Origin of the sequence: Desertihabitans brevis (genome assembly GCF_003327535.1) — a bacterium.
In the GTDB taxonomy this organism is placed as follows: Bacteria; Actinomycetota; Actinomycetes; order Propionibacteriales; family Propionibacteriaceae; genus Desertihabitans; species Desertihabitans brevis.
This window is the reverse complement of record NZ_QOUI01000001.1, coordinates 627064-651018: the sequence shown is the minus strand read 5'-3', so window position 1 is coordinate 651018 and position 23955 is coordinate 627064. Positions and strand designations below refer to the sequence as shown.

The window sequence follows — 23955 nt, the reverse complement described above, 5'->3', positions numbered from 1 at the left end:
TCCGGGCTGGCGCACGGTGTCGGGGCGATGGCCCGCAGCCTGGGCCCGCGCGAGGAGGAGCTCGACCCGGCGCTGCGCCGTGACGGGGCCGGGCTGCTGATGCTGGCGGTCGCCATCGTGCTGGCCGCCGAGTTCTGGTTCGGGCTGCCCGACCCGGTCGGGCGCTGGGTGCACGTCGGCGTCTCCACCGTCATCGGCATGCTCTCGGTCGCCGCACCGCTGTTCTTCGCCGGGATGGCCTGGCGCACCCTGCGTCATCCCGACCGCAACGGCCCGGCCGGACGCCAGGCGGTCGGCTGGCTGTCGCTCTCGCTGGGTCTGCTCGGTCTGGTCAACATCTCCCAGGGCAGTCCGGAGCCGTCCCAGCCCGAGCTGCTGCGCGAGGCCGGCGGCGTCCTCGGCTTCATCTCCTCCAGCCTGCTGTCGGAGCTGCTGACGGTCTGGGTCAGCGTCCCGCTGCTGGTGCTGCTCGCCGTCTTCGGCCTGGTCGTGGTGGTCGGGATCCCGCTGCACGAGGTGCCCGGCCGGATCCGCGCCCTGCGCGAGGCCGCCCCGCGCCGACTCGAGCGGCGTCCCGACGACATCGAGTACGGCGTCGACGAGGCCTACGACACCCCCGTGGTGGAGGAGCCGCCGCGCAGGCGTCGCCGCCGCAGCCTGACCGCCGACGCCGCGGCCGCCGATGCCACCCCGGTCGTCGACGACCCGACCGAGGTCGTCGGGGCCGCAGCGGAGCCGGCGCCCGCGGACGTCGCAGAGCCGACGCCGGACCGGCGCACCACCGCCGGTCTGCCGCCCGCCGCCGAGGAGGGCTCCCTCGACCACACCACGCTCGAGCCGCCGAACCACACCCCGATCCCGCAGCGGGTCGAGCAGCTGACGCTGTCGGGCGACGTGCAGTACCTGCTGCCGGACGCCGGCGTGCTCAAGGTCGGCACCGTCCCCAAGGCCCGCACCCAGGCCTCGGACGCCGTGGTCGGCCAGCTCACCCAGGTGATGGAGGAGTTCGGCATCGACGCCACCGTCACCGGCTACACCCGCGGTCCCACCGTGACCCGCTACGAGGTCGAGCTCGGCCCGGCGGTGAAGGTGGAGAAGGTCACCGCCCTGAGCAAGAACATCGCCTACGCGGTGGCCAGCGCCGACGTCCGGATCCTCTCGCCGATCCCCGGCAAGTCCGCGATCGGCATCGAGATCCCCAACGTCGACAAGGAGGTGGTCACCCTCGGCGACGTGCTGCGCTCGTCCAAGGCACGCGGCGACCACCACCCGATGACGGTCGGGCTCGGCAAGGACGTCGAGGGCGGTTTCGTGGTCGCGAACCTGGCCAAGATGCCGCACCTGCTGGTGGCCGGCGCCACCGGCTCGGGCAAGTCCTCCTTCATCAACTCGATGATCACCTCGGTGATGATGCGGGCCACCCCCGACGAGGTGCGGATGCTGCTGGTCGACCCCAAGCGGGTCGAGCTGACCGCCTACGAGGGCATCCCGCACCTGGTCACCCCGATCATCACCAACCCGAAGAAGGCCGCCGAGGCGCTGCAGTGGGTGGTCCGCGAGATGGACCTGCGCTACGACGACCTGGCCGCCTTCGGGTTCCGCCACGTCGACGACTTCAACAAGGCCGTCCGGGCGGGGCAGGTGAAGCCACCGGAGGGGTCGGAGCGGGTGCTCGCGCCCTACCCCTACCTGCTGGTGATCGTCGACGAGCTCGCCGACCTGATGATGGTGGCCCCCCGCGACGTCGAGGACTCGATCGTGCGGATCACCCAGCTGGCCCGCGCCGCCGGCATCCACCTGGTGCTGGCCACCCAGCGGCCCAGCACCGACGTGGTGACCGGTCTGATCAAGGCCAACGTGCCCAGCCGGCTCGCCTTCGCCACCTCCTCGATGACCGACTCCCGCGTCATCCTCGACCAGCCCGGTGCCGAGAAGCTGGTCGGTCAGGGTGACGGGTTGTTCCTGCCGATGGGGGCCGGCAAGCCGGTCCGCGTGCAGGGCGCCTGGGTGGGGGAGGCCGAGGTCCGCTCGGTGGTCAAGCACGTCACCGAGCAGCTCTCACCGACCTACCGCGACGACGTCGCCGCCCCGGCGGAGTCGAAGAAGGTGGTCGAGGACATCGGCGACGACATGGAGCTCGTGCTCGAGGCGGCCAAGCTGGTCGTCCAGCTCGACCTCGGCTCCACCTCGATGCTGCAGCGCAAGCTCCGGGTCGGCTTCGCCAAGGCCGGCCGGCTGATGGACATCCTGGAGACCCGCGGCATCGTCGGGCCCTCGGAGGGCTCCAAGCCGCGCGAGGTGCTGGTCAAGCCCGACGAGCTGGACGAGGTGCTGGAGAACCTGCAGCGCGCCTGAGCGGGACGTGACGAGGGCCCGGGTCGACGACCCGGGCCCTCGTGCTGGGCGGACGGCGTCCGCCGGCGGCTCAGCCGCCCATCTGCTCCTGGATGCTCTGGGTGATCTGCTCGGTGCAGGTGCCCTGGGCGTCGGTGAACAGCTGGGTGTCGGCCGGGTCGATCCCGGCGGCGTCGGAGGCGGCCAGCGCCTCCAACGTCTGCACCGAGGCCTCGTCGTAGACCTCGTCGACGAAGCACTGCGCCACCTCGGTGACGATGGCCTCCATGTCGACCTCGCCGCCGTCGGGGATCATCGAGCCCATCTGCTCCTCGATCAGCGCGGCGTAGCCGGCGACCACGTCCTCCTTGGCCGGCTTGCCGTCGGTACCCGAGCCGTCGTCGCCGGTGGTCTCCTCGGTCTGCTCCGGGGCCTCCGCCGGGGCCGAGCTGCCGGCCGGCGCGGGGGACTCGGTCTGCTCGGCGCCGGCGCTGCAGGCGCTCAGCGACAGACCCAGACCGCAGACGACGGCGGCGATGGCCAGCGGGACACGTGGACGGAACATGGAACTCCCTCTTCGCGGTGCGACAGCGCCGGTCGGCGGCGTCGGCGACGAGCGTAGGGGGCCGACGGTTCACCTGCGCCATACTGGGACGGTCATGACTGCCACCACCCAGGGCCCCGCCCAGCTCACCAGCGTCCACCTCGTCTCCCTCGGCTGCGCCCGCAACGACGTCGACTCCGAGGAGCTGGCGGCCCGGCTGGAGGCCGGCGGGTTCCGCCTCGTGGACGACCCCGAGCAGGCCGAGGCGGTGATGGTCAACACCTGCGGCTTCGTCGAGTCGGCCAAGAAGGACTCGGTGGACACGCTGCTGGCCGCCGCCGACCTCAAGGAGAGCGGCCGGGCCCGCGCGGTGGTGGCCGTGGGCTGCCTGGCCGAGCGCTACGGCCGCGAGCTGGCCGAGTCGCTGCCCGAGGCCGACGCGGTGCTCGGCTTCGACGACTACGCCGACGTCGCCACCCGGCTCACCGACATCCTCGCCGGCGGCCAGCACGTCGCCCACGCGCCACGCGACCGGCGCCAGCTGCTGCCGATCGCCCCGGTCCAGCGCCCGCAGGCGGCCCCGGCGGTCGCCGTCCCCGGCCACGGCCAGGCCCCCGACCTGCCGAGCGGGTTGGCGCCGGCCAGCGGGCCGCGGGCGCTGCGCCGCCGGCTCGGCAGCGGCCCGATGGCTCCCCTGAAGATCGCCTCCGGCTGCGACCGCCGCTGCACCTTCTGCGCCATCCCCGCCTTCCGCGGCGCCTACGTCTCCCGACCACCGGCCGACGTCGTCGCTGAGGCGCGCTGGCTGGCCGAGCAGGGGGTGCGCGAGGTGTTCCTGGTCAGCGAGAACTCCAGCTCCTACGGCAAGGACCTCGGCGACCTGCGGGCGATGGAGTCGCTGCTGGGCGAGCTGGTGGCCGTGGACGGCATCGACTGGGTCCGGGTCTCCTACCTGCAGCCGGCCGAGACCCGTCCCGACCTGGTCAGCGCGATGTGCTCGATCGAGGGGGTCGTGCCCTACTTCGACCTGTCGTTCCAGCACGCCTCGCCGACCGTGCTGCGCCGGATGCGGCGCTTCGGCGACCCCGAGTCGTTCCTCGGGCTCATCGAGTCGGTCCGCCGGCAGGCGCCGACCGCCGGCATCCGCTCCAACGTCATCGTCGGCTTCCCCGGCGAGACCGAGGACGACCTCGCCACCCTGCTCGGCTTCCTCGAGGCCGCCCGGCTCGACGCGATCGGTGTGTTCGGCTACTCCGACGAGGACGGCACCGCCGCCGCCGGGCTGGATGGCCACCTCGACGAGGAGGTCGTCGAGCAGCGGCGCGAGGCCGCGGCCGACCTGGCCGCGGAGCTGATGGACCAGCGGGCCGAGGACCGGCTCGGCGAGCCGGTGCAGGTGCTGGTGGAGGAGCACGACGAGGACGAGCGGGTCTGGGTCGGCCGGTCGGCCCACCAGGGCCCGGAGGTCGACGGGACCACCCGGCTGGTCGGCGACGTCGCCGGTCTGTCGGTGGGTGACCTGGTGCGGGCGACCGTGGTGGCCAGCGAGGGCGCCGACCTCACCGCCGAGGTGGGCCGGTGAGCAGCGCACCCGCGCCGGCGGTGTCCAACGTCAACGTGCCGAACGCGCTCACCCTGCTGCGGATCCTCATGGTGCCGGTGTTCGGCTGGATGCTGCTGGCGCACCCGGACGAGACTGGCTGGCGGGTCGCCAGCACCGTGGTGTTCGTGCTGGCCATCGCCACCGACAGCCTGGACGGCTACCTGGCGCGCCGCCACGACCTCATCACCAGCTTCGGCAAGCTGGCCGACCCGATCGCGGACAAGGCGCTGACCGGGATGGCCTTCGTCGGGCTGAGCATCATCGGTGAGCTGTGGTGGTGGGTGACCGTGGTCATCCTGCTGCGCGAGTGGGGCATCACCGTGCTGCGCTTCGTGGTGCTGCGCTACGGCGTGATGGCGGCCAGCCGCGGCGGGAAGGTCAAGACGGTGCTGCAGGCGGTGGCGCTGGTGCTGTACCTGCTGCCGCTGAGCGGCTGGCCGGACGTCGTCTCGGTGGTGGCGATGATCGCGGCCCTGGTGGTCACCGTGGTCACCGGTGTCGACTACGTGCTCGCCGCGGTCCGGCTGCGCCGGCAGGGGCGGACGGCGTGAGCGGGGACGGAGCGGGGGTCGTGGACGCCCACGAGGCGGTGGCCGACCCGTCACGCCCCGACGCCGTCACCCGGACCGTGGTCGGCCGGCTGATCGCCCGCGGCGGCACCGTCGCGACCGCGGAGTCGCTGACCGCCGGGCTGGTCTCGGCGAGCCTGGCCGAGGTGCCTGGCGCGTCGGCCGTGCTGCGTGGCGGCGTGGTCAGCTACGCCACCGAGGTGAAGATCGGCGTGCTCGGCGTGCCGGAGGACGTGGTCGCCGAGCACGGGGTGGTGTCCGAGCCGGTGGCGACGGCGATGGCCACGGGCGTGCAGGAGCGGCTGGGCGCCGACTTCGGGGTGGCGACCACCGGCGTCGCCGGACCCGCACCGGTCGACGACCACCCGCCCGGTCACGTCTGGGTGGCGGTGGCCGGACCCGACGGCGTCTCGGCCCGGCTGCTGCAGCTGGACGGCGACCGCAACGAGGTGCGCGACGCCGCCGTGGTGCACGCGCTGGGGCTGCTGCTGGAGCAGCTGGACTGAGCGGGGCCGGGCGCGGGCCGGGGAACAGGGCCGGTGTTCCGCGTGTTGGGAGGGGCGCAGACCTGCTGTCCCCGGCAGTGGGTAGAGTCTGGGCATGGCGCGGGAGGTAGCGATGAAGCCGGTTCTGTTGCGAGAGCTGATGGGTGAGTCCCTCCGCGAGCAGCGGACGGCCCAGGGCAAGACCCTGCGCGAGGTGTCCCAGCAGGCCCGGGTCAGCCTGGGCTACCTGTCGGAGGTCGAGCGCGGGCAGAAGGAGGCCTCCAGCGAGCTGCTGGCCGCGATCTGCGACGCCCTCGGCACCCCGATGTCGGAGGTGCTGTCGGCGGTCAGCGACAAGATGGCGCTGCAGGAGAAGGTCAAGGTGCTGCCGGTCCGTCCGATCCGGGCCAGCGTGGCCGCCTGATCGACGTCCCCGCCTGGACCACCTCCTAGCGAGCCCGCAGCCGCATCCCCTGCGGGGTCATGGTGAACCCGGCCTCCTCCAGCGCCTGCCGCAGCTCGGGTCGCTCGAAGACGTGCACCGAGTCCACCCGCTCCACCGTCACCCGGCCCAGCCAGCCGGCCCGCACCACCGTCGCCAACGCCGAGGTCGCCGCCGCGACGTCCTCGGGCTCGGTGCTGAAGGTCAGCAGGGACCGACCCCCGCGCTCGACGTAGAGCAGCAGCCGGCCGTCCCGCAGCACGACCACCGCCCCGGGCTTGCGTCCGGGCCGGTGGCCCGGACGGTCCGGCCAGCCGAAGGCGGCGCCGTAGGGGTTGGCCGGGTCGCACGCCGCCAGCACGACCGTCCCGTCGTCGGCGCCGCCGGGATGCTGGCCGTCACCGGTCCGGCCGTCGCGGCCGGGGACCGCCCCGGCCGGGCCGGTCACGTCGTCGCTGAAGGAGCGCAGCCGGTCCACCGCCCCCGACAGCGCGAACTGGGCCGCCCCCAGACCCTCCACGAAGTAGCCCCGCCGGCACTGCCCGGCCTCCTCGAGCTGGGAGAGTCCGCGGTAGACCGGCCCGAACCCGCCCTCGGCCCGCTCGGTGAGCACGCTGCCGCGGGTGACCACGCCGTAGCGGTCGAGCATCAGCAGCAGGTCGGCGCTGAAGCGCCGGCGGACCTCCTCGCTGCCGGCGCCCGGCCGGGGCAGCAACGACCACCGTCCCGACGTGGTGGCCTGGTCGAGCCCGATCGCCGATCCCGCCCGACGGGGACGGCTGGCCTGCAGCCGCGACGGGCGGCGGGCCGAGGCGGGGCGCGGTCGGCGTAGCGCTCCGCCGGCGCTCGCGGCCCGCACCGCGGTGAAGGAGTCGGAGGTGACCAGGCCCGCCCACACGAGCTCCCACAGCGCGTTCGCCGCGTCGCCGCGGGTGAGCTCCTCGTCCAGCAGGTCCTCGAAGCGCCAGGCCCCGCCCCGTCCGAGCCGTTCCAGCAGCAGCGCGGCCTGGCTGGAGGCCGGTTCGCCCGGTGGTGGCGCGAGGTCGAGCTCGGCCGGCCAGAGCCGCACCCAGCCGTCACCGGCGCCGTCGGCACCGGCGCCGATCCGGCCCGAGCCGGCCCAGCTGACCTCCCCGGCCGCCAGCAGCTCGTCGAGGAAGCGGGCCTGGTAGTCCTGCACCCGCGAGGGCAGCACCACCGCCTCGAGCATGCTGGCCGGCACCGGGTAGCCCGCCAGCGACTCCACCGCCGCCAGCGTCCCGTCGGTGCCGCGGGTGCGGTGGCGCTGCGGAGCCGAGACGCCCTGCCAGTCGGCGAGGAAGCGGGTGAGGGTCGGCTGGTCGACCGGCTCCACCTCGCGGCGCAACCGGGCCAGCGTCCGCCGCTTGATGAGCGCCAGCACCCGCTGGTGGCACAGCTCGTCGCGTCCCGGCGCGGTGTAGGCGCCGCTGGCCAGCGTCCCGCTGCGGACGAGGGTGCGGGCCGCCGCGGCCACCACGGCGGTGCCCAGCCCGAGCCGCTCGGCGACCGCGGCCGCGGTGAACGGGCCGTGGGTGCGGGCGTGGCGCAGCACCAGCGCCTCCACCGGGTCCTCCTCGTCGACGGGCGGGGCGGCGTAGCCCGGTGGCAGCGGCACCCCGAGGGCGTCGCGGAGCCGGGTGAGGTCCTCGGTGACGGCCCAGCGCTGCTCGCCGGCGATCCGCACCTCCGCGATCCGGCGGCGTCCGGCCAGCTCCTCCAGGGCGGCGGGCAGGTCGAGGTCGCGGCTGCGCAGGTCGAGCTCGGCGGTGGCGTACGGCCCTGCGGTGCGGATCAGGTCGAACAGCTGCTCGACGGTGTGCGCCTGGCGCTCCTCCGGCAACGACTGCAACCCGGACTCGACCTCGGCGATGACTTCGGGCTCGAGCAGGCTCGCCAGCCCCTCGGTGCCGAGCAGCTCGGCCAGCAGACCGGCGTCCAGGGACAGCGCGGCCGCCTTCCGCTCCGCCAGCGGCACGTCGCCCTCGTAGACGAAGGCGCCGATGTAGCCGAACAGCAGCGAGGTGGCGAACGGGGACGCCTCGGAGGTCTCCACCTCGACCACCTCGACCCGGCGCGACTCCACGCCGGCCAGCAGCTCGCGCAGCCCGGGCAGGTCGTAGACGTCGTTGAGGCACTCCCGGATCGTCTCCAGCACGATCGGGAAGTCGGGGAAGCGGGAGGCCACCTGGAGCAGCTGGGCCGAACGCATCCGCTGCTGCCAGAGCGGGGAGCGCGAGCGGGGGTCGCGGCGGGGCAGCAGCAGCGCCCGGGCGGCGCACTCGCGGAACCGGGAGGCGAACAGCGCCGACCCGGTCACCTCGTCGGTGACGATCCGGGTCAGCTCGTCCGGCTCGATCCGGACCAGGTCGGCGCCCGGCGGCTCGGCGTCGGTGTCGGGCACCCGCAGCACGATGCCGTCGTTGGTGGCCGTCGCCGACACCTCGGTGCCGTAGCGCTCCCGGGCCCGCTGCTCGATCGCCAGCGCCCAGGGGGCGAGCACCGAGGAGCCGAGCGGGGAGTGGATGCACACCCGCCAGTCGCCCAGCTCGTCGCGGAAGCGCTCCACCACCACCGTCCTCTCCGAGGGCAGCACGGTGGTGGCCTGCCGCTGCTCGGCGAGGTAGGCGATGAGGTTGTCGGCGGCCCAGTCGTCCAGCCCGGAACCGTGCAGCCGCTCGCGGGCCTGCTCCTCCGGCAGGGCGGCCACCTCGCGGGTGAAGGCGCCCAGCGCCCGGCCCAGCTCGGCCGGGCGGCCCGGGGCGTCGCCCTTCCAGAACGGCAGCCGGCCCGGCACCCCGGGAGCGGGGGAGACCTGCACCTGGTCGTGGGTGATCTGCTCGACCCGCCACGACGTGGTGCCGAGGGTGAACACGTCGCCCACCCGGGTCTCGTAGACCATCTCCTCGTCCAGCTCGCCCACCCGGCGACCGCCGCCGCCCTCGTCCGAGCCGACCAGGAACACCCCGAACAGCCCTCGGTCGGGGATGGTGCCGCCGGAGGTCACGGCCAGCCGCTGCGCGCCGGGACGGGCTGACAGCTCGCCGCTGTCGCGGTTCCACACGATCCGCGGGCGCAGCTCGGCGAAGTCCTCCGAGGGGTAGCGCCCGCTCAGCATGTCGAGCACGCCGTCGAAGGCGCTGCGCGGCAGCTCGGCGTAGTTGGCCGCCCGCCGGACCAGCGCGTAGAGGGTGTCGGCGTCCACGTCGTCGGCCGAGGCGATCGCCACCACCTGCTGGGCCAGCACGTCGAGCGGGTTGCGCAGCTCGCTGACCTCCTCGATGGCCCCCTCGCGCATCCGCTCGACCACGACCGCCGTCTCGACCAGGTCGCCGCGGTGGTTGGGGAAGAACACCCCGCGCGAGACCGCGCCGACCTGGTGCCCGGCCCGGCCGACCCGCTGCAGGCCGCTGGCCACCGACGGTGGGGACTCGACCTGGACGACGACGTCCACCGCGCCCATGTCGATGCCGAGCTCGAGGGAGGAGGTGGCCACCACGCACGGCAGGGTGCCGGCCTTGAGCGCGCCCTCGATGTCGGCCCGCTGCTCCTTGCTGACCGAGCCGTGGTGGGCCCGGGCGACCACCGGCGCCACCCCGGCCGAGGCACCGGACTGGGCCATCACCTGGACCGGTGGCGGCGGGTCCTGGGGCACCTCCATCCCCAGGTCGGCGGCGTGCAGCTCGTTGAGGTGGGAGGTCAGCCGCTCGGCCAGCCGCCGGGAGTTGGCGAAGACGATGGTCGAGCGGTGGGCGGTGACGAGGTCGAGCACCTGCCGTTCCACGTGCGGCCAGATCGAGGGCCGCTCCGGGGTGGCCAGCGGGTCGTCGGGGTCGATCTGGGGACGGCTGCCCAGCGCGGTCATGTCCTCGATCGGGACCGCGACCGTGAGCTCCCACTCCTTGGCCGCGGGCGGGGCGACCACCTGCACCGGGTGGCTGCCGCCGAGGAAGCCGGCGACCCGCTCGGCCGGGCGCACCGTGGCCGACAGCCCGATCCGCTGGAAGGCGGGGTGGTCGTGGTCGGTGACCCACTGCTCCAGCCGCTCCAGTGTGATGCCGAGGTGGGCGCCGCGCTTGGTGCCGGCCAGGGCGTGCACCTCGTCCACGATCACCGTGTCGACCGCGGTGAGGATGTCGCGGGCCTGGGAGGTGAGCATGAGGAACAGCGACTCCGGCGTGGTGATGAGCACGTCGGGCGGGTGGGTGGTCAGTCGGCGCCGGTCCGCCGCCGGGGTGTCCCCGGAGCGCACCGCGACCGTGATGTCGGGGGCGGTGCCGCCGAGCCGCTCCGCGGTTCGGGCGATGCCCCGCAGCGGGGCGCGCAGGTTGCGCTCGACGTCCACGCCGAGGGCCTTCAGCGGCGACACGTACAGGGTGTGCACGCCCGTCCGCTCCGCGTCGGCGGGCCGTCGGCTCAGCCGGTCGAGGGCGGCCAGGAACGCCGCCAGCGTCTTGCCCGAGCCGGTCGGGGCGATCACCAGGGCGTGCTCGCCGGCGGTGATCGCCTGCCACGCCCCGCTCTGGGCCGGGGTGGGGGTGGCGAAGGAGTCGGTGAACCAGCGCCGGGTGGCCTCGGTGAACGCCTCCAGGCCGGTGCGGGGCGTCACCGCGCACCCCGGCGCGGTGCGCTGCGCCGCTCGCCTGTCGTCATGGGGCCCATCCTGCCGGGCGGCTCCGACAGAACCGGGCGGCGGTCGGTGGAGTTGGGCTCCCGGCGGCGCTGCGTCATGCTGGTCGGGTGCGTGAGGCGGAGCTGTGGGAGCGGATGACCCGACACCTGGGCCCCGCCTACGCCCGGGTGTGGGCCGCGCAGTACGTGCTGGCCGCCGTCGACGGGCGGACCGTCGAGGAGGCGCTGGCCGACGGGGTGCCGGCGAAGGTGGTCTGGCGCGCGGTCTGGGAGGCCCTCGAGCTGCCGCCGTCGGAACGCTGAGGGGTGCCTCCGCGGGTCCTGCGGATCGCTCCGGCGTGTCGGGCCCGCTTCGAACACCTGTTCGGTAGAGTCGGCTCCGACGAGTTGTCCACAAGGGCCTCCGTGTCCACAGGAACCGACGAGCGGACGAGAACTGTCGGTCGCGGTTCGTACGTTCTCCACCGACAACGACGACACCGCAGCACCTGACGAGGAAGGAACCACCATGGCGGCACCGGCGAACCGGGGGACCACCGATCGCGAGAAGGCCCTCGAGGCAGCGCTCGCCCAGATCGAGAAGCAGCACGGCAAGGGTTCGGTGATGCGGCTGGGGGAGGAGAACCGCCCACCGGTCGCGGTCATCCCCACCGGCTCCATCGTGCTGGACGCCGCCCTGGGCGTCGGCGGACTGCCGCGCGGCCGGGTGGTCGAGATCTACGGCCCGGAGTCCTCGGGCAAGACGACGGTGGCCCTGCACGCCATCGCCAACGCGCAGGCCGAGGGCGGCATCTGCGCCTTCATCGACGCCGAGCACGCCCTCGACCCCGAGTACGCCAAGAAGCTGGGGGTCGACACCGACGCCCTGCTGGTCAGCCAGCCCGACAACGGTGAGCAGGCGCTCGAGATCGCCGACATGCTGGTCCGCTCCGGCGCGCTGACCCTGGTCGTCATCGACTCCGTCGCCGCGCTGACGCCGCGGGCGGAGATCGAGGGCGAGATGGGTGACTCCCACGTCGGTCTGCAGGCCCGGCTGATGAGCCAGGCGCTGCGCAAGATGACCGGTGCGCTGAGCGGCGCCGGGACGACGGCCATCTTCATCAACCAGCTGCGCGAGAAGATCGGCGTGATGTTCGGCTCGCCCGAGACCACCACCGGTGGTCGGGCGCTGAAGTTCTACTCCTCGGTCCGCCTCGACGTGCGCCGGATCGAGACGCTCAAGGACGGCACCGAGATGGTGGGCAACCGCACCCGGGTCAAGGTGGTCAAGAACAAGGTGGCCCCGCCCTTCAAGCAGGCCGAGTTCGACATCCTCTACGGCCAGGGCATCAGCCGCGAGGGCAGCCTGATCGACATGGGCGTCGAGTCCGGCATCATCCGCAAGGCCGGCGCCTGGTTCACCTACGACTCCGACCAGCTGGGTCAGGGCAAGGAGAACGCCCGCAACTACCTCAAGACCAACCCCGACATCGCCCACGAGATCGAGAAGAAGATCAAGGAGAAGCTGGGCATCGGGCCGCAGGTCGACGTGCCGGCCGGGGTCGACCCGGTCACCGGCGAGGTCGCCTTCTGACGGTGACCGGCCGTCCAGCCACGACAGCCGCCACGCGTGCGACGTCGCGGAGCCGGGTGGGGTGACCCCGGCCCCCGCGGTGCCACGCTCCCGACGGACCGGGAGGAACCATGGCTCGCGCCCGTGAGGAGAGCGACCCCGAGCAGAACCCCGACGCGCATGCCGACCCCGAGGCGGTGGCCCGTGAGATCGTCCTGCGGCAGCTGACGGCCTCGGCCCGCAGCCGCCAGGAGCTGGCTACCGCGCTGGCGAAGAAGGACGTGCCGGAGGCGACCGCGCAGGCGGTGCTGGACCGGATGGAGGACGTCGGACTGGTCGACGACTCCCGGTTCGCCGAGGGCTGGGTGGCCTCCCGCCAGCAGCGGCGCCACCTCTCCCGCCGGGCGCTGCGCCACGAGCTGCAGCGCAAGGGCGTCGACGGTGAGGTGATCGGCGAGGTGCTGGAGGGTGTCGACGACGAGGACGAGTACCGGGCGGCCCTCGACCTGGCCGAGCGGAAGGCGCGCACGATGACCACCCTGGAGCCGCACGTCCGCCGACGCCGGCTGGCGGGCGCGTTGGCCCGCAAGGGCTTCGGCGGTGAGGTCGTCCGACGCGTCCTCGGTGATCTCGACGCCGGGTCGGATGACGCCGGAGCCGACGCCCTCCCCTGAAACCCGGCCCCCAGGTGCGCAGCACCCGGTGTCCCGCGTGCCCGGCAGGGTGAGCCTGGGGGCGGCGGAGGACCGGGGGCGGGGTTCCGACCGTCAGGTCAGTTGTCCGGGCCCGCCGCCGTGGCCGAGCTCGTGGCGACCGGGGTCTCCTTCGCGGTCCGCCTGCTGCCGCCACGACGCTCCAGCCAGACCGCCAGTCGGGACAGCGCCAGGTTGAGGCCGATGTAGATGGCAGCGCCCACGAAGAAGTAGGGCACCAGTGTGTCCGGGCCGAAGAAGCTGGAGTTGAGGCGGATCGTGCGCAGCAGCTCGGCGTAGCCGACGATGAAGCCGAGCGAGCTGTCCTTGAGCAGCACGACGAGCTGGCTGACCAGGCTGGGCACCATCAGACGCACCGCCTGCGGCAGCTCGACGGAGAGGAACGACTGGAGCGGTGTCATGCCGACCGCGAGCGCGGCCTCGCGCTGCCCCCGGGGGAGCGCGGCCAGGCCCGCGCGCAGGATCTCGGCGAAGATCGCGGTGTTGTAGAGCACCAGGCCGGCGACGACCGCCCACAGCGGCGACACCCCGAAGACCAGCAGGATGAAGAACATCATCAGCACCACGGGGAGCCCGCGGAACAGCTCGATCACCACGGTCGTCGCCCACCGCACCGGCCGGAGCGTGCTCCGGCGCAGCGAGACCCCCAGGGTGCCCAGCAGGAGGGCGATCGGTGCGGCGATGACCCCGGCGAGCAGCGTGGCGCCGAGACCACGGATCAGGAGCGCCGACCAGACGTCGGCCGCCTCCTGGCCCTTGGGCGGGTCGACGAAGATCTCCCAGCGGTCGTCGAAGAGTCCGCGGGAGTACATCGACCACAGCGCCCACCCGAGCAGGGCGATGATGGCGAGGGTGCCGACGACGCCGACGATCCGGGACCGGCGGATCGCGCGCGGTCCGGGCGAGTCGTAGAGGACGGAGGTCATCGGGCGAACGCCACCTTCCGTTCCAGGTGCCCGGCGAGCTGACCGGCGGGGATCGTGATCACGAGGTAGCACAGGGCCACGCCCAGCAGGACGGTGATCACGTCCGCCGGGTTGGCGTTGGCCAGCTGGGCACTCACGGCGTACAGCTCCGTCACGGCGAAGCCACCAGCCACCGAGGTGTTCTTCGCCAGCGCGATGAAGACGTTGATCAGCGGCGGGACCACCGTGCGCAGCGCCTGCGGGAGGACGATCAGCCCGAGGGTCTGGGTGAAGGTCATGCCCACGGCCCGCGCCGCCTCGGCCTGTCCCGTCCCGACGGAGTTGATGCCCGAGCGCACCGCCTCGCAGACGAAGGCGGACGTGTAGAGGGTGAGCGCGACGACCGCCATCACGACGAAGCTGCCGATCGGGAAGAAGGCGGTCGAGAACACGAACACGAAGAAGAAGAACAGCAGGGTCAGCGGGGTGTTGCGGAACACCTCGACGTAGACCGTGCCCACCGCGCGAAGCGGGGCCACCGGGGAGACGCGCAGCGTGGCCAGCACGGTCCCGAGGAGGAGGGAGAGCACGGCCGACACGACGGTGAGCAGCAACGTGGTGCCGAAACCCCGCAGGATGAGTCCTGCGTTGTCGATCAGGGCGTCCACCGTGGCGCTCTCCTTCGGTTCGGGTGGTGCGATGGCTCGTCAGCCGGGGCGGCGACGGTCAGGTCCGACCACACGGGGTGGGGACGCCGGTGACGTCCCCACCCCGCCCGGGTCGAGCGGTGTCTGGCTCGCTCAGTAGCGGTCGACGGCCGGCGGCTCCGGCAGCGGCAGCACCTCACCCGCGGTGGCGTTCCAGGCCTCCTCCCACCGGCCGTCGGCGTAGGCCGCCTCGAGCGTGTCGTTGATGAAGGTGCGGAACTCGTCGTCGCCCTTGGCCAGACCGATGCCGTAGGGCTCCTCGGTGAAGGTCTCACCGTCGTTGACCAGCGTGAAGCTGTCGTCGTCGGCCACGAACCCGGCGAGGATCACGTTGTCGGTGGTGACGGCGTCCACCTGGCCGTTGCGCAGCGGTTCGATGCAGGAGGAGTAGTCGCCGAAGAGCCGGAGCTCGGCGTCGGGATAGTTGTCGCGGATGTTCTGGGCGGGCGTGGAGCCCTCCACCGAGCAGACGACCTTGCCCGCCAGGGAGTCCGGGCCGGTGATCTCGGTGTTGTCGGCGAGCACCATCAGCGCCTGCCCGGCCTCGTAGTACGGGCCGGCGAAGTCGACGACCTCCTTCCGGGTGTCGTTGATGGTGTAGGTCGCCACCACGATGTCGACCTGACCGTCCTGGATGAAGGGTTCGCGGTTGGCCGAGATGGTCTCGGTCCACTCGATGTCCTCCGGGGCGATGCCCAGCTCGCCGGCGATGATCTTGGCGATCTCGACGTCGAAGCCGACCGGCGTGCCGTCCGGACCCTGCTGACCGAAGAGCGGCTGGTCGAACTTGGTGCCGACGGTCATCGACCCGGCCTCGGCCAGGCGCTGCATCGTCGAGCCCTCGGGGAACTCGGGAGCCTCCTGCACGGGCGGCTCGCTGCCGCCACCGCCGCCGTCCCCGCAGGCGGCGAGAGTCAGGGCTGCCGCGAATGCGACGGCGAGTGCACGGATCTTCTTCATGGGATCGGTCCCTTCGGTTGACTGCAGCGGTGTGCGGGGTCAGTGCGTGAGGATCTTGGAGAGGAAGTCCTTCGCCCGCGCCGACGTCGGCGCGGTGAAGAAGGTCTCCGGCTCGGCCTCCTCGACGACCTGGCCGTCGGACATGAAGACCACCCGGTTGGCGGCCTTGCGGGCGAAGCCCATCTCGTGGGTGACGACGACCATCGTCATGCCCTCGCGGGCCAGGTCGGTCATCACGTCCAGGACCTCGTTGATCATCTCCGGGTCGAGCGCGGAGGTGGGCTCGTCGAAGAGCATCACCTTCGGATCCATCGCCAGCGCGCGGGCGATCGCCACCCGCTGCTGCTGGCCGCCGGAGAGCTGGGCCGGGTACTTCTCGGCCTGGTGCGCGACGCCGACCCGCTCCAGCAGCTCCAGAGCGCGCTTGCGGGCCGCCTCGGGCTTCTGCTTGCGGACCTTCACCGGGCCGAGGGTGACGTTCTCGAGGATCGTCTTGTGCGCGAACAGGTTGAACGACTGGAACACCATCCCGACGTCGGCGCGCAGCCGGGCCAGCTCGCGTCCCTCGCTCGGCAGCTCCTTGCCGTCGATGGTGATCGAACCAGACTCATACGTCTCCAGCCGGTTGATCGTGCGGCACAGGGTCGACTTGCCCGACCCCGACGGCCCGATGACGATGACCACCTCGCCGCGGTGGATGGTGAGGTCGATGTCCTGCAGCACGTGCAGGTCGCCGAAGTGCTTGTTCACCCCCGACAGCACGACCAGGGGCTCCCGGTTCGCTGGGTCAGCAGCGGCGCGGGCGGCGGGGCCGGATTCGGTCATGGTCGGACACTAGCGGCGCGCCGGGACCTCCCGCCAAAACCTGACGATTGAGATTCGGTTACGTTTCCGCGCCGCGGCGCCCGATCAGCGTCCGGTGACCCCCCACCGGCAGGAGAAGTCGTCGCCGGGAGCCAGCACCAGGACGCCGTCGTGCGTCGGGCCGGGGTTGAAGGCGTCCGGACCGCAGGTCATCGGCTCCACCGCCAGGCCCAGGTCGCGCCGGTGCTCGCCGGTGAACACCTGGATCCAGTCCAGGCCCTCCTCACCCCACAGCACGACCTCTCGCTCGCCGCGGGACAGCCGCACCCGCCAGCGGCCGTCCTCCTCCCGGCTCAGCCCGGTGAAGGCGGTGTCGAGGACGCGGTCGCCCAGCTCGGTGCCGGGGCGCAGGTCCTCCGGGCGGCCGTCCACCGGGTGCAGCGCCACCGGCAGCAGCCGGTCGTCCACCTCCAGGTAGGTCGAGGCCGGCACCTGCACCGCGATGTCGTCCACCCGCTCCTGCCCGACCCCGAAGTAGGGGTGGGCGGCGTAGCCGAAGGGCACTGCGACCGGGCCGATGTTGCGGGCGCGGACGTCCACGGTCAGCCCGTCGTCGCCGAGCGTGTGGGTCACCGAGGCGCGGACGGTGCCCGGCCAGCCCTGCTGCGGGTGCACCACCACCTCCTGGGTGAGCGAGGAGGCGGTGTGCTCCAGCGTCGTCCAGGACACCCACCGGACCAGACCGTGGATGGCGTTGTGGCGCTTCGGCTCGCTCAGGTCCAGCTGCAGCTGCTCGCCGCCGAACTCGTACAGCCCGTCACGCACCCGGTTCGGCCACGGCAGCAGCTGCTGGCCGCGGCAGCCCTTCACCCGGGCCTCGGGCGGGAAGCCGTCGACCAGGTCGCGGCCGTCGTGCTGCAGCACCCGCAGCGCCGCACCCACCTCGGTGACGACCGCCCGCCAGGGTCCGTGCTGGATCTCCAGCTGCTCCCCGGTCGGCAGGGCGGTCTCGGTCGCGGCGGCGTCGCTCGTCATGGCCCCTGACCCTACCGAGGCGCAGCCGCGACGTTCGGCGGGTGCCCGCGGGCTGACCTAGAGTTGGCCCGTCATGACCGAGCTCCAGACCCCGCCCTCCGCGGTCCGCACCGAGCGGCCCCGCCGCTACCAGGTGCGCACCTACGGCTGCCAGATGAACGTGCACGACTCCGAGCGGATCTCCGGGCTGCTGGAGGACGCCGGTTACACCCGGGCCGCCGAGGGCGACCAGCCCGACGTCGTCGTCTTCAACACCTGCGCGGTCCGCGAGAACGCCGACAACCGGCTCTACGGCAATCTCGGCCACCTGCTGCCCAGCAAGCAGGCCCACCCCGGGATGCAGATCGCCGTCGGCGGCTGCCTGGCCCAGAAGGACCGGGGCGAGATCACCCGCCGCGCGCCCTGGGTGGACGTCGTCTTCGGCACCCACAACCTCGGCTCGCTGCCGGTGCTGCTGGAGCGGGCCCGGGTCCAGGAGCAGGCCCAGGTCGAGGTGGTGGAGTCGCTGGAGCGCTTCCCCTCCACGCTGCCGACCAGGCGCGAGCAGGCCTACGCCGCCTGGGTCTCGATCAGCGTCGGCTGCAACAACACCTGCACCTTCTGCATCGTGCCCTCGCTGCGCGGCAAGGAGACCGACCGGCGTCCCGGCGACGTGCTGGCCGAGATCCGCGCACTGGTCGACGAGGGCGTGCAGGAGGTCACCCTGCTCGGGCAGAACGTCAACGCCTACGGGGTGGAGTTCGGCGACCGGCAGGCCTTCGCCAAGCTGCTGCGCGCCTGCGGCGAGGTGGACGGCCTGGAGCGGGTCCGCTTCACCTCCCCGCACCCGCGCGACTTCACCGACGACGTCATCGCGGCGATGGCCGAGACGCCCAACGTGATGCCCCAGCTGCACATGCCGCTGCAGTCCGGCTCGGACCGGGTGCTCAAGGCGATGCGCCGCTCCTACCGCAGCGAGCGCTACCTCGGCATCCTCGACCGGGTGCGCGCCGCGATGCCGCACGCGGCCATCACCACCGACATCATCGTCGGCTTCCCCGGCGAGACCGAGGACGACTTCGCCGCCACCCTGGAGGTGGTGGAGCGCTCCCGGTTCGCCGGCGCCTTCACCTTCCAGTACTCGATCCGGCCCGGGACGCCGGCGGCCACCATGGCCGACCAGGTGCCCAAGGCGGTGGTCCAGGAGCGCTACGAGCGGCTCGTCGCCCGGGTCAACGAGATCGCCTACGAGGAGAACCAGGCCCAGGTCGGCCGCCGGGTCGAGGTGATGTTCGCCGACGGCGAGGGCCGCAAGGACGGCGCCACCGCCCGCGTCACCGGCCGCGCCCGCGACAACCGCCTGGTGCACGTGCTGGCCCCGGCCGACCCCGCCCGGCGTCCCCGTCCCGGCGACATCGCCGAGGTCGTCATCACCCACGGCGCCCCGCACCACCTGGTCGCCGACGGCGAGCTGACCGGGCTGCGGCGCACCCGCGGCGGTGACGCCTGGGAGGCCTGGCAGACCGACGGACCACCGAAGCCGCGTCCGGTGGGGCTCGGCATGCCGCAGGTCGGCGTCCCCGAGCCGCTGCCGCAGATCTCGGGCTGCGCGGTGCGCTGAGCGGCCGAGCTGACCGTCGCGGACGGCAGACTGGCCTCCATGGTGGACGAGTGGGACTGGTTCTGGGCCGGTGAGCACGGCCGCGACCGGCTGCTCCGCGACGAGCTGGAGCACGCCAGCGCGTCCGCGGCCCGGGCGCACAGCACGATGCGGGGGCTGCGCAGCCAGCTCACCGAGCTGCAGGGCGACGTGGAGCTGCGGCTGCGGCGTCTGTCGCGCGCCTTCGACGCCTACGTCGAGCTGGGCGACGTCCGTGAACAGCTGCTCGACCACGGCGACACCCGGCTGATCCGGCGCGACGCCGCCCGGGCCGTGGAGTCGCTGGCGGCCGGTACCGTCCCGACGCCGCTCGACCCCGACGACTACGTCGCCGACTACTGGCTGATCGAGGCCGTCAACGCGATCATCGCGGTCGCCGCCGGGCGCCGGGACCCGGCGCTGGAGCAGCGGGTGGTCACCGCCGAACCGCGCGGCGAGCTGTTCCTCCTGGCCTGCGCGGCCGCCCTGGGCCACGGGTCGGCGGTGGCCGACCGGCTGCCCGCCGCGCTGGCCGGCGACGGCACCCTCGACCCGGACCGGCGGGTGCTGGCGGAGGCGGTGCTGGAGGGCCGGTTCGGGGCGGCCGGGCAGCGCCACCTGGACGGCGTCGTCGCCGCGGCCCTCGGACGCGTCGACTGGTCGGGCTGGTGCCGGCAGCGGGCCGGCGGTGACGACCCGCAGCGCCGGCTGGAGGAGCTGGGCCGGTTCTGGCAGGGCTCCGAGCCCGCCGGACCCGAGCAGCCGGCCCGGTTGCGGGTCGGGGGGCGGCGCGCCCCCGGGCAGCCGGAGGCACCGGCGCCGCGGCCGGATGCCGGGCAGCGGCTGCAGCAGGTCGTCTCCCGGATGGTGGCCGAGGGCAGCCCGGCCGAGCGCCACCTGCTGCTGCGTGCCGCCGAGCTGCGCGCGGTGATCGAGCACCCCGAGCGGGACGGCTCGGCCGAACCCGCGGCGCCGTCCATCCCGGTGCTGGACTGGGTGCTCGAGCTGGCCGACGAGGAGGAGCCCGCTCGCCGGGCCCGGGCGCTGGAGTGGTTGCGGCCGCACCTGCGCCAGCTGGCCGAGCAGCTCCCGCCGGTGCTGGAGCGCACGCCGGTCGAGGTCGTGGTCCGCCGTGGTGGGTGGACGTTGACCGGCGACCAGCACGGGCTGGACACCGAGGCGGTCCGCCGGGCGCGGGCGGGGGTGGGGGCCATGCGGCCCGGGCGTCCGGTGCCGGCCATCGCGTGCTTCGCCGGCGCCGGGGCGGCGCTGGTGCTGGGTCTGCTCGCGCTCTCCGGCGCGCAGGGGCTCGCGGCGGTGCTCGTGGTGCTCGCGGTCGTCCTGGCGGGCGGCGGGTGGTGGCTGCTGCGCCGGCACCGGCGGCAGTTCCTCGACCAGCAGCGGGGACGGCGTGAGCTGCTCGACCTGGCCGTGGAGGAGGTCGAGGAGCGGCTCAGCACCGCCCGGACCACCCAGGAGCAGGAGCAGCAGGAGTACCGGAGCCGGCGCGAGGACCTGCTGGCCCGCCTGGGCGGACCCGCGCTGCCCGTCGAGGACGTCGCGCCGCTGCCGAGCGGACGCCGCGTGCTCGCCGAACCGGCGCCGTCCGAGCCCGGGCCGTGAGCCCGGAGCACGGGCTGCTCAGCCTGATCGGCCCCACCGCCTCGGGCAAGACCCGGCTCGCCGTCGACGTCGCCCTCGCGCTGCGCGCCGGCGGACGGCCGGCGGAGGTCGTCAACACCGACTCGATGCTGGTCTACCGGGGGATGGACATCGGCACCGCCAAACCGACCGAGGCCGAGCGCCGGGGCGTCCCGCACCACCTCATCGACGTCCTCGACGTCACCCAGACCGCCTCCGTCGCCGACTTCCAGACGATGGCGCGGGCCGCGGTCGACGACTGCCACCGCCGCGGGGTGCTGCCGGTGCTGGTGGGCGGCTCCGCCCTCTACGTCCGGGCCGTCCTCGACGACCTCGACTTCCCTGGCACCGACCCGGCGGTGCGGGAGCGGCTGGAGGACGAGCTCGCCACCGAGGGTCTGGACGTGCTGCGCGAGCGGCTGGTCCGGCTCGCGCCGGAGGCGGCCGCCCGGATCGAACCCGGCAACGCCCGCCGGATCGTGCGGGCGCTGGAGGTGGTCGAGCTGACCGGCGGCTTCACCGCCGAGCTGCCCGAGCCGCGCTACGCCCGGCCCGGCACCGTCCAGGTCGGGCTGCAGCTGGACCGGGCCGAGATGGACGCCCGGATCGAGCGGCGGGTCGACCAGATGTGGGCCGACGGGCTGGTCGCGGAGGTGCGGGCGCTGGAGGCGGTCGGGCTCCGGGAGGGTCGGACGGCCTCGCGCGCGCTGGGCTACCGGCAGGTGCTGGAGCACCTGGCGGGGGAGTGCACCGAGGAGGACGCCCGCCAGCGCACCGTGGCGGGCACCCGCCGGTTCGCCCGCAAGCAGCTCGGCTGGTTCCGCCGCGACCCCCGGATCACCTGGCTGGACGCCCTCGCGCCGCCGCAGCAGCTCCTCGACGCGGTGCTGGCGCTGGTGCCGGAGCGCTGACCGGACGACGGCCGGAGCGTTGGGCCCGTTCGGGCAGGATGGGCCCATGCGCAGCTGGCCATTCGCCAAGGGTCACGGCACCCACAACGACTTCGTGCTGGTGGTCGACCGGCACGGGCTCCTCGACCCCACCGACGACGACGTCCGCTGGTTGTGCGACCGGCGGGCCGGGGTGGGCGGTGACGGGCTGCTGCGCGCGATCAAGGCCGAGCACATCGCCGGGTGGGACGGCGACCCGTCGCTGTGGTTCATGGACTACCGCAACGCCGACGGGTCGGTGGCCGAGATGTGTGGCAACGGGGTGCGGGTGTTCGCCCGGATGCTGCTCGAGGACGGTCTGGCCGACGGACCCGAGGTGCCGGTGGCCACCCGTGCGGGGCTGCGTCCGGTCACCCTCACCAACGGCGGCTATCGGGTGGCGATGGGCCCGGTCACCGTGGAGCCGGACGCAGTCGAGGTCACCGTCGGCGGCGAGGGCTCCGCGCACCGCTGGCGGGCCGCGGCGGTCGACGTCGGCAACCCGCACGCCGTGGTGGTGCTCGACGACGGACCGGAGACGCCGTCGCTGACGAGCCTCGACCTGCGGCCCGCCCCGCGCTGGGAGCCGGCCGAGCGGTTCCCCGACGGGGTCAACGTCGAGCTGGTCGAGGTGGTCGACGAGCGGCACCTGCGGATGCGGGTGCACGAGCGCGGGTCGGGGGAGACGATGTCCTGCGGCACCGGCACGGTCGCGGTCGCCGCCGCGCAGGCCGCGACCCTCGGCGCGACCGAGGGCACCTGGCGGGTCGACGTCCCGGGCGGCACCGTCACCGTGGAGCTGGCCGACGGGCGGGCCTGGCTGACCGGCCCGGCCGAGATCGTCGCCCGGGGTGAGGTGCTGCTGCCCGGCTGAGGGCGCAAACGCCTGGTCGGCCTCGAGGCGTCGTGAGTAGGCTGGTCAGACGATGACAGCACTCCCGCACTCCGGCGGCTCCCGCTTCGAGCCCGACCTCGACGACCTCCGCCCGCTCGACGCCGACGACGACGTCTCCGACGAGCGCGACGACGACCTGCTCGACCCCGACGGCCCCGACCCCGACGCGCCCGACCCCGACGCGCTCGACCCGGATGGGGACCAGCTCGACCTGGAGGCCCGCCACTCGCTGCGCCGCGTCGCCGGGCTGTCCACCGAGCTCTCCGACGTCACCGAGGTCGAGTACCGCCAGCTGCGGCTGGAGCGGGTGGTGCTGGTCAGCGTGTGGACCACCGGCAGCGAGGTGGACGCCGACAACGCGATGGCCGAGCTGAAGCTGCTGGCCGAGACCGCCGGCAGCCACGTCCTGGAGGGTCTGGTGCAGCGCCGCCCGCGGCCCGACGCCGCCACCTACATCGGACGCGGCAAGGTCGACGAGCTGCGCGAGGTGGTCGTGGCCACCGGGGCTGACACCGTGATCTGCGACGGCGAGCTGACCGCGGCCCAGCTGCGCAACCTGGAGGACCGGGTCAAGGTCAAGGTGATCGACCGGACGGCGCTGATCCTCGACATCTTCGCCTCCCACGCCAAGAGCGCGGAGGGCAAGGCCCAGGTCGAGCTGGCCCAGCTGCAGTACCTCAAGCAGCGGCTGCGCGGCTGGGGTGGCAACCTGTCCCGGCAGGCCGGTGGACGGGCCGCGGCCGGTGGTGGCATCGGTGGCCGTGGCCCCGGTGAGACCAAGCTGGAGACCGACCGCCGGCGGATCAACACCCGGATCGCCCAGCTGCGAGCCCGGCTCCGCGATCTCGACTCCACCCGCACCACCAAGCGGGCCGAGCGGGTCCGCAACCAGGTCCCCTCGGTGGCCATCGTCGGCTACACCAACGCCGGCAAGTCCAGCCTGCTCAACCGGCTGACCTCGGCCGGGGTGCTGGTCGAGGACGCCCTGTTCGCCACCCTCGACCCGACCACCCGGCGCACCGAGACCGCCGACTCGCGGGTCTACACGCTCACCGACACCGTCGGTTTCGTCCGCCACCTCCCGCACGACCTCGTCGAGGCCTTCGCCTCCACGCTGGAGGAGACCGCCCGGGCCGACCTGCTGGTGCACGTGGTGGACGCCGCCGACCCCGACCCCGAGGGCCAGATCACCGCGGTCCGCAAGGTGCTGGCCGACATCGGCGCCGCATCCGTGCCGGAGCTGATGGTCTTCAACAAGGCCGACCTGGCCAGCGGGGAGACCCTCACCGTGCTGCGCACGCACCACCCGGACTCGGTCGTGGTCTCCGCCCGCACCGGGCAGGGCACCGACGAGCTGCGCCGGCAGGTGGAGCAGCGGCTGCCCCGGCCCGAGGTCGAGGTGCGTGCCCTGGTCCCCTACGCCCGCGGCGACCTCATCGACCGGATCCACACCTCCGGGGAGTTCATCACCAGCGAGCACACCGCGGAGGGGACCCGCCTGGTGGCCCGCGTGCACGCCGACCTCGCCGCCGACCTGGAGCGCTACGCCGTCTGACGACCCCCAGCGCC

The 23955-nt window shown here is 73.6% G+C and carries 20 protein-coding genes; 13 read left to right on the top strand and 7 right to left on the bottom strand.

The window, feature by feature from the left end:
• Positions 1–27 precede the first annotated feature (27 nt).
• Complete coding sequence (locus DT076_RS03030) at positions 28–2355, top strand: DNA translocase FtsK (protein ID WP_199538932.1); 2328 nt, start codon at positions 28–30, stop codon at positions 2353–2355.
• A gap of 70 nt (positions 2356–2425) precedes the next feature.
• Here DT076_RS03030 and DT076_RS03025 read toward each other — a convergent pair whose 3' ends face one another.
• Complete coding sequence (locus tag DT076_RS03025) at positions 2426–2899, bottom strand: hypothetical protein (protein WP_114125104.1); 474 nt, start codon at positions 2897–2899, stop codon at positions 2426–2428.
• Positions 2900–2993: 94 nt separating this feature from the next.
• Here DT076_RS03025 and rimO point away from each other — a divergent pair, with 94 nt between their 5' ends.
• From rimO to DT076_RS03005, 4 genes are all read left to right on the top strand, one after another.
• Positions 2994–4460, top strand: coding sequence for a 30S ribosomal protein S12 methylthiotransferase RimO (gene rimO / locus DT076_RS03020; protein ID WP_114125103.1), 1467 nt, complete (start codon positions 2994–2996; stop codon positions 4458–4460).
• The gene (gene pgsA, locus DT076_RS03015) at positions 4457–5032 is read left to right on the top strand and encodes a CDP-diacylglycerol--glycerol-3-phosphate 3-phosphatidyltransferase (protein ID WP_267896796.1); all 576 of its coding nucleotides are present in this window, start codon (positions 4457–4459) and stop codon (positions 5030–5032) included. Before rimO ends, pgsA begins: the two co-directional genes overlap by 4 nt.
• Before the next feature lie 20 nt (positions 5033–5052).
• Positions 5053–5556 carry a CinA family protein gene (locus tag DT076_RS03010; RefSeq protein ID WP_233493587.1) on the top strand — a complete coding sequence of 168 codons (504 nt, stop codon included), beginning with the start codon at positions 5053–5055 and terminating at the stop codon, positions 5554–5556.
• A gap of 112 nt (positions 5557–5668) precedes the next feature.
• A complete protein-coding gene (locus DT076_RS03005; RefSeq protein ID WP_114125102.1) occupies positions 5669–5959 on the top strand; it encodes a helix-turn-helix domain-containing protein in 291 nt (96 codons plus the stop codon).
• Positions 5960–5984: 25 nt separating this feature from the next.
• Here the strand turns inward: DT076_RS03005 and DT076_RS03000 are convergent, their stop codons facing one another.
• Positions 5985–10604 (bottom strand): ATP-dependent helicase, encoded by a 4620-nt coding sequence (locus DT076_RS03000; RefSeq protein ID WP_114125101.1) that lies wholly within the window; start codon positions 10602–10604, stop codon positions 5985–5987.
• Positions 10605–10735: 131 nt separating this feature from the next.
• Between DT076_RS03000 and DT076_RS02995 the strand changes: the two genes are divergently transcribed.
• From DT076_RS02995 to DT076_RS02985, 3 genes are all read left to right on the top strand, one after another.
• Entirely contained in the window at positions 10736–10930 is a 195-nt protein-coding gene (locus DT076_RS02995; protein WP_114125100.1) for a DUF3046 domain-containing protein, read from the top strand.
• Positions 10931–11135: 205 nt separating this feature from the next.
• Complete coding sequence (gene recA, locus DT076_RS02990) at positions 11136–12200, top strand: recombinase RecA (protein WP_114125099.1); 1065 nt, start codon at positions 11136–11138, stop codon at positions 12198–12200.
• Between the two features lie 110 nt (positions 12201–12310).
• Entirely contained in the window at positions 12311–12853 is a 543-nt protein-coding gene (locus DT076_RS02985; protein ID WP_114125098.1) for a regulatory protein RecX, read from the top strand.
• Positions 12854–12951: 98 nt separating this feature from the next.
• Here DT076_RS02985 and DT076_RS02980 read toward each other — a convergent pair whose 3' ends face one another.
• The 5 genes from DT076_RS02980 to DT076_RS02960 form a co-directional block, all read right to left on the bottom strand.
• A complete protein-coding gene (locus tag DT076_RS02980; protein WP_114125097.1) occupies positions 12952–13818 on the bottom strand; it encodes an amino acid ABC transporter permease in 867 nt (288 codons plus the stop codon).
• Complete coding sequence (locus tag DT076_RS02975) at positions 13815–14465, bottom strand: amino acid ABC transporter permease (protein WP_114125096.1); 651 nt, start codon at positions 14463–14465, stop codon at positions 13815–13817. Before DT076_RS02975 ends, DT076_RS02980 begins: the two co-directional genes overlap by 4 nt.
• Before the next feature lie 132 nt (positions 14466–14597).
• Complete coding sequence (locus tag DT076_RS02970) at positions 14598–15464, bottom strand: glutamate ABC transporter substrate-binding protein (protein ID WP_114125095.1); 867 nt, start codon at positions 15462–15464, stop codon at positions 14598–14600.
• 39 nt (positions 15465–15503) lie between these two features.
• Positions 15504–16289 (bottom strand): amino acid ABC transporter ATP-binding protein, encoded by a 786-nt coding sequence (locus DT076_RS02965; protein WP_114125094.1) that lies wholly within the window; start codon positions 16287–16289, stop codon positions 15504–15506.
• An 84-nt stretch (positions 16290–16373) separates the two neighbouring features.
• Complete coding sequence (locus DT076_RS02960; RefSeq protein WP_114125093.1) at positions 16374–17303, bottom strand: aldose 1-epimerase family protein; 930 nt, start codon at positions 17301–17303, stop codon at positions 16374–16376.
• A 73-nt stretch (positions 17304–17376) separates the two neighbouring features.
• Here DT076_RS02960 and miaB point away from each other — a divergent pair, with 73 nt between their 5' ends.
• The 5 genes from miaB to hflX are packed head-to-tail and all read left to right on the top strand — an operon-like array spanning position 17377 to position 23941.
• Positions 17377–18903, top strand: a complete 1527-nt coding sequence (gene miaB / locus DT076_RS02955) for a tRNA (N6-isopentenyl adenosine(37)-C2)-methylthiotransferase MiaB (RefSeq protein WP_114125092.1) — start codon at positions 17377–17379, stop codon at positions 18901–18903.
• Between the two features lie 39 nt (positions 18904–18942).
• A complete protein-coding gene (locus DT076_RS02950) occupies positions 18943–20544 on the top strand; it encodes a hypothetical protein (RefSeq protein ID WP_114125091.1) in 1602 nt (533 codons plus the stop codon).
• The gene (gene miaA, locus DT076_RS02945) at positions 20541–21473 is read left to right on the top strand and encodes a tRNA (adenosine(37)-N6)-dimethylallyltransferase MiaA (protein ID WP_199538900.1); all 933 of its coding nucleotides are present in this window, start codon (positions 20541–20543) and stop codon (positions 21471–21473) included. Before DT076_RS02950 ends, miaA begins: the two co-directional genes overlap by 4 nt.
• Before the next feature lie 46 nt (positions 21474–21519).
• On the top strand, positions 21520–22365 hold the full coding sequence (gene dapF, locus DT076_RS02940) for a diaminopimelate epimerase (protein WP_114125090.1): 846 nt from the start codon (positions 21520–21522) through the stop codon (positions 22363–22365).
• 52 nt (positions 22366–22417) lie between these two features.
• A complete protein-coding gene (gene hflX / locus DT076_RS02935) occupies positions 22418–23941 on the top strand; it encodes a GTPase HflX (RefSeq protein WP_114125089.1) in 1524 nt (507 codons plus the stop codon).
• The last annotated feature ends 14 nt before the right edge of the window (positions 23942–23955 follow it).

Excerpts from the sequence above, each read along its gene's own strand:
- DT076_RS03030 (WP_199538932.1), top strand. The coding sequence starts at position 28 with ATGGCCCGCAGCCTGGGCCCGCGCGAGGAGGAGCTCGACCCGGCGCTG.
- DT076_RS03025 (WP_114125104.1), bottom strand. The coding sequence starts at position 2,899 with ATGTTCCGTCCACGTGTCCCGCTGGCCATCGCCGCCGTCGTCTGCGGT.
- rimO (WP_114125103.1), top strand. The coding sequence starts at position 2,994 with ATGACTGCCACCACCCAGGGCCCCGCCCAGCTCACCAGCGTCCACCTC.
- DT076_RS03005 (WP_114125102.1), top strand. The coding sequence starts at position 5,669 with ATGAAGCCGGTTCTGTTGCGAGAGCTGATGGGTGAGTCCCTCCGCGAG.
- recA (WP_114125099.1), top strand. The coding sequence starts at position 11,136 with ATGGCGGCACCGGCGAACCGGGGGACCACCGATCGCGAGAAGGCCCTC.
- DT076_RS02985 (WP_114125098.1), top strand. The coding sequence starts at position 12,311 with ATGGCTCGCGCCCGTGAGGAGAGCGACCCCGAGCAGAACCCCGACGCG.
- DT076_RS02980 (WP_114125097.1), bottom strand. The coding sequence starts at position 13,818 with ATGACCTCCGTCCTCTACGACTCGCCCGGACCGCGCGCGATCCGCCGG.
- DT076_RS02970 (WP_114125095.1), bottom strand. The coding sequence starts at position 15,464 with ATGAAGAAGATCCGTGCACTCGCCGTCGCATTCGCGGCAGCCCTGACT.
- DT076_RS02965 (WP_114125094.1), bottom strand. The coding sequence starts at position 16,289 with ATGACCGAATCCGGCCCCGCCGCCCGCGCCGCTGCTGACCCAGCGAAC.
- DT076_RS02960 (WP_114125093.1), bottom strand. The coding sequence starts at position 17,303 with ATGACGAGCGACGCCGCCGCGACCGAGACCGCCCTGCCGACCGGGGAG.
- miaB (WP_114125092.1), top strand. The coding sequence starts at position 17,377 with ATGACCGAGCTCCAGACCCCGCCCTCCGCGGTCCGCACCGAGCGGCCC.
- DT076_RS02950 (WP_114125091.1), top strand. The coding sequence starts at position 18,943 with ATGGTGGACGAGTGGGACTGGTTCTGGGCCGGTGAGCACGGCCGCGAC.
- dapF (WP_114125090.1), top strand. The coding sequence starts at position 21,520 with ATGCGCAGCTGGCCATTCGCCAAGGGTCACGGCACCCACAACGACTTC.
- hflX (WP_114125089.1), top strand. The coding sequence starts at position 22,418 with ATGACAGCACTCCCGCACTCCGGCGGCTCCCGCTTCGAGCCCGACCTC.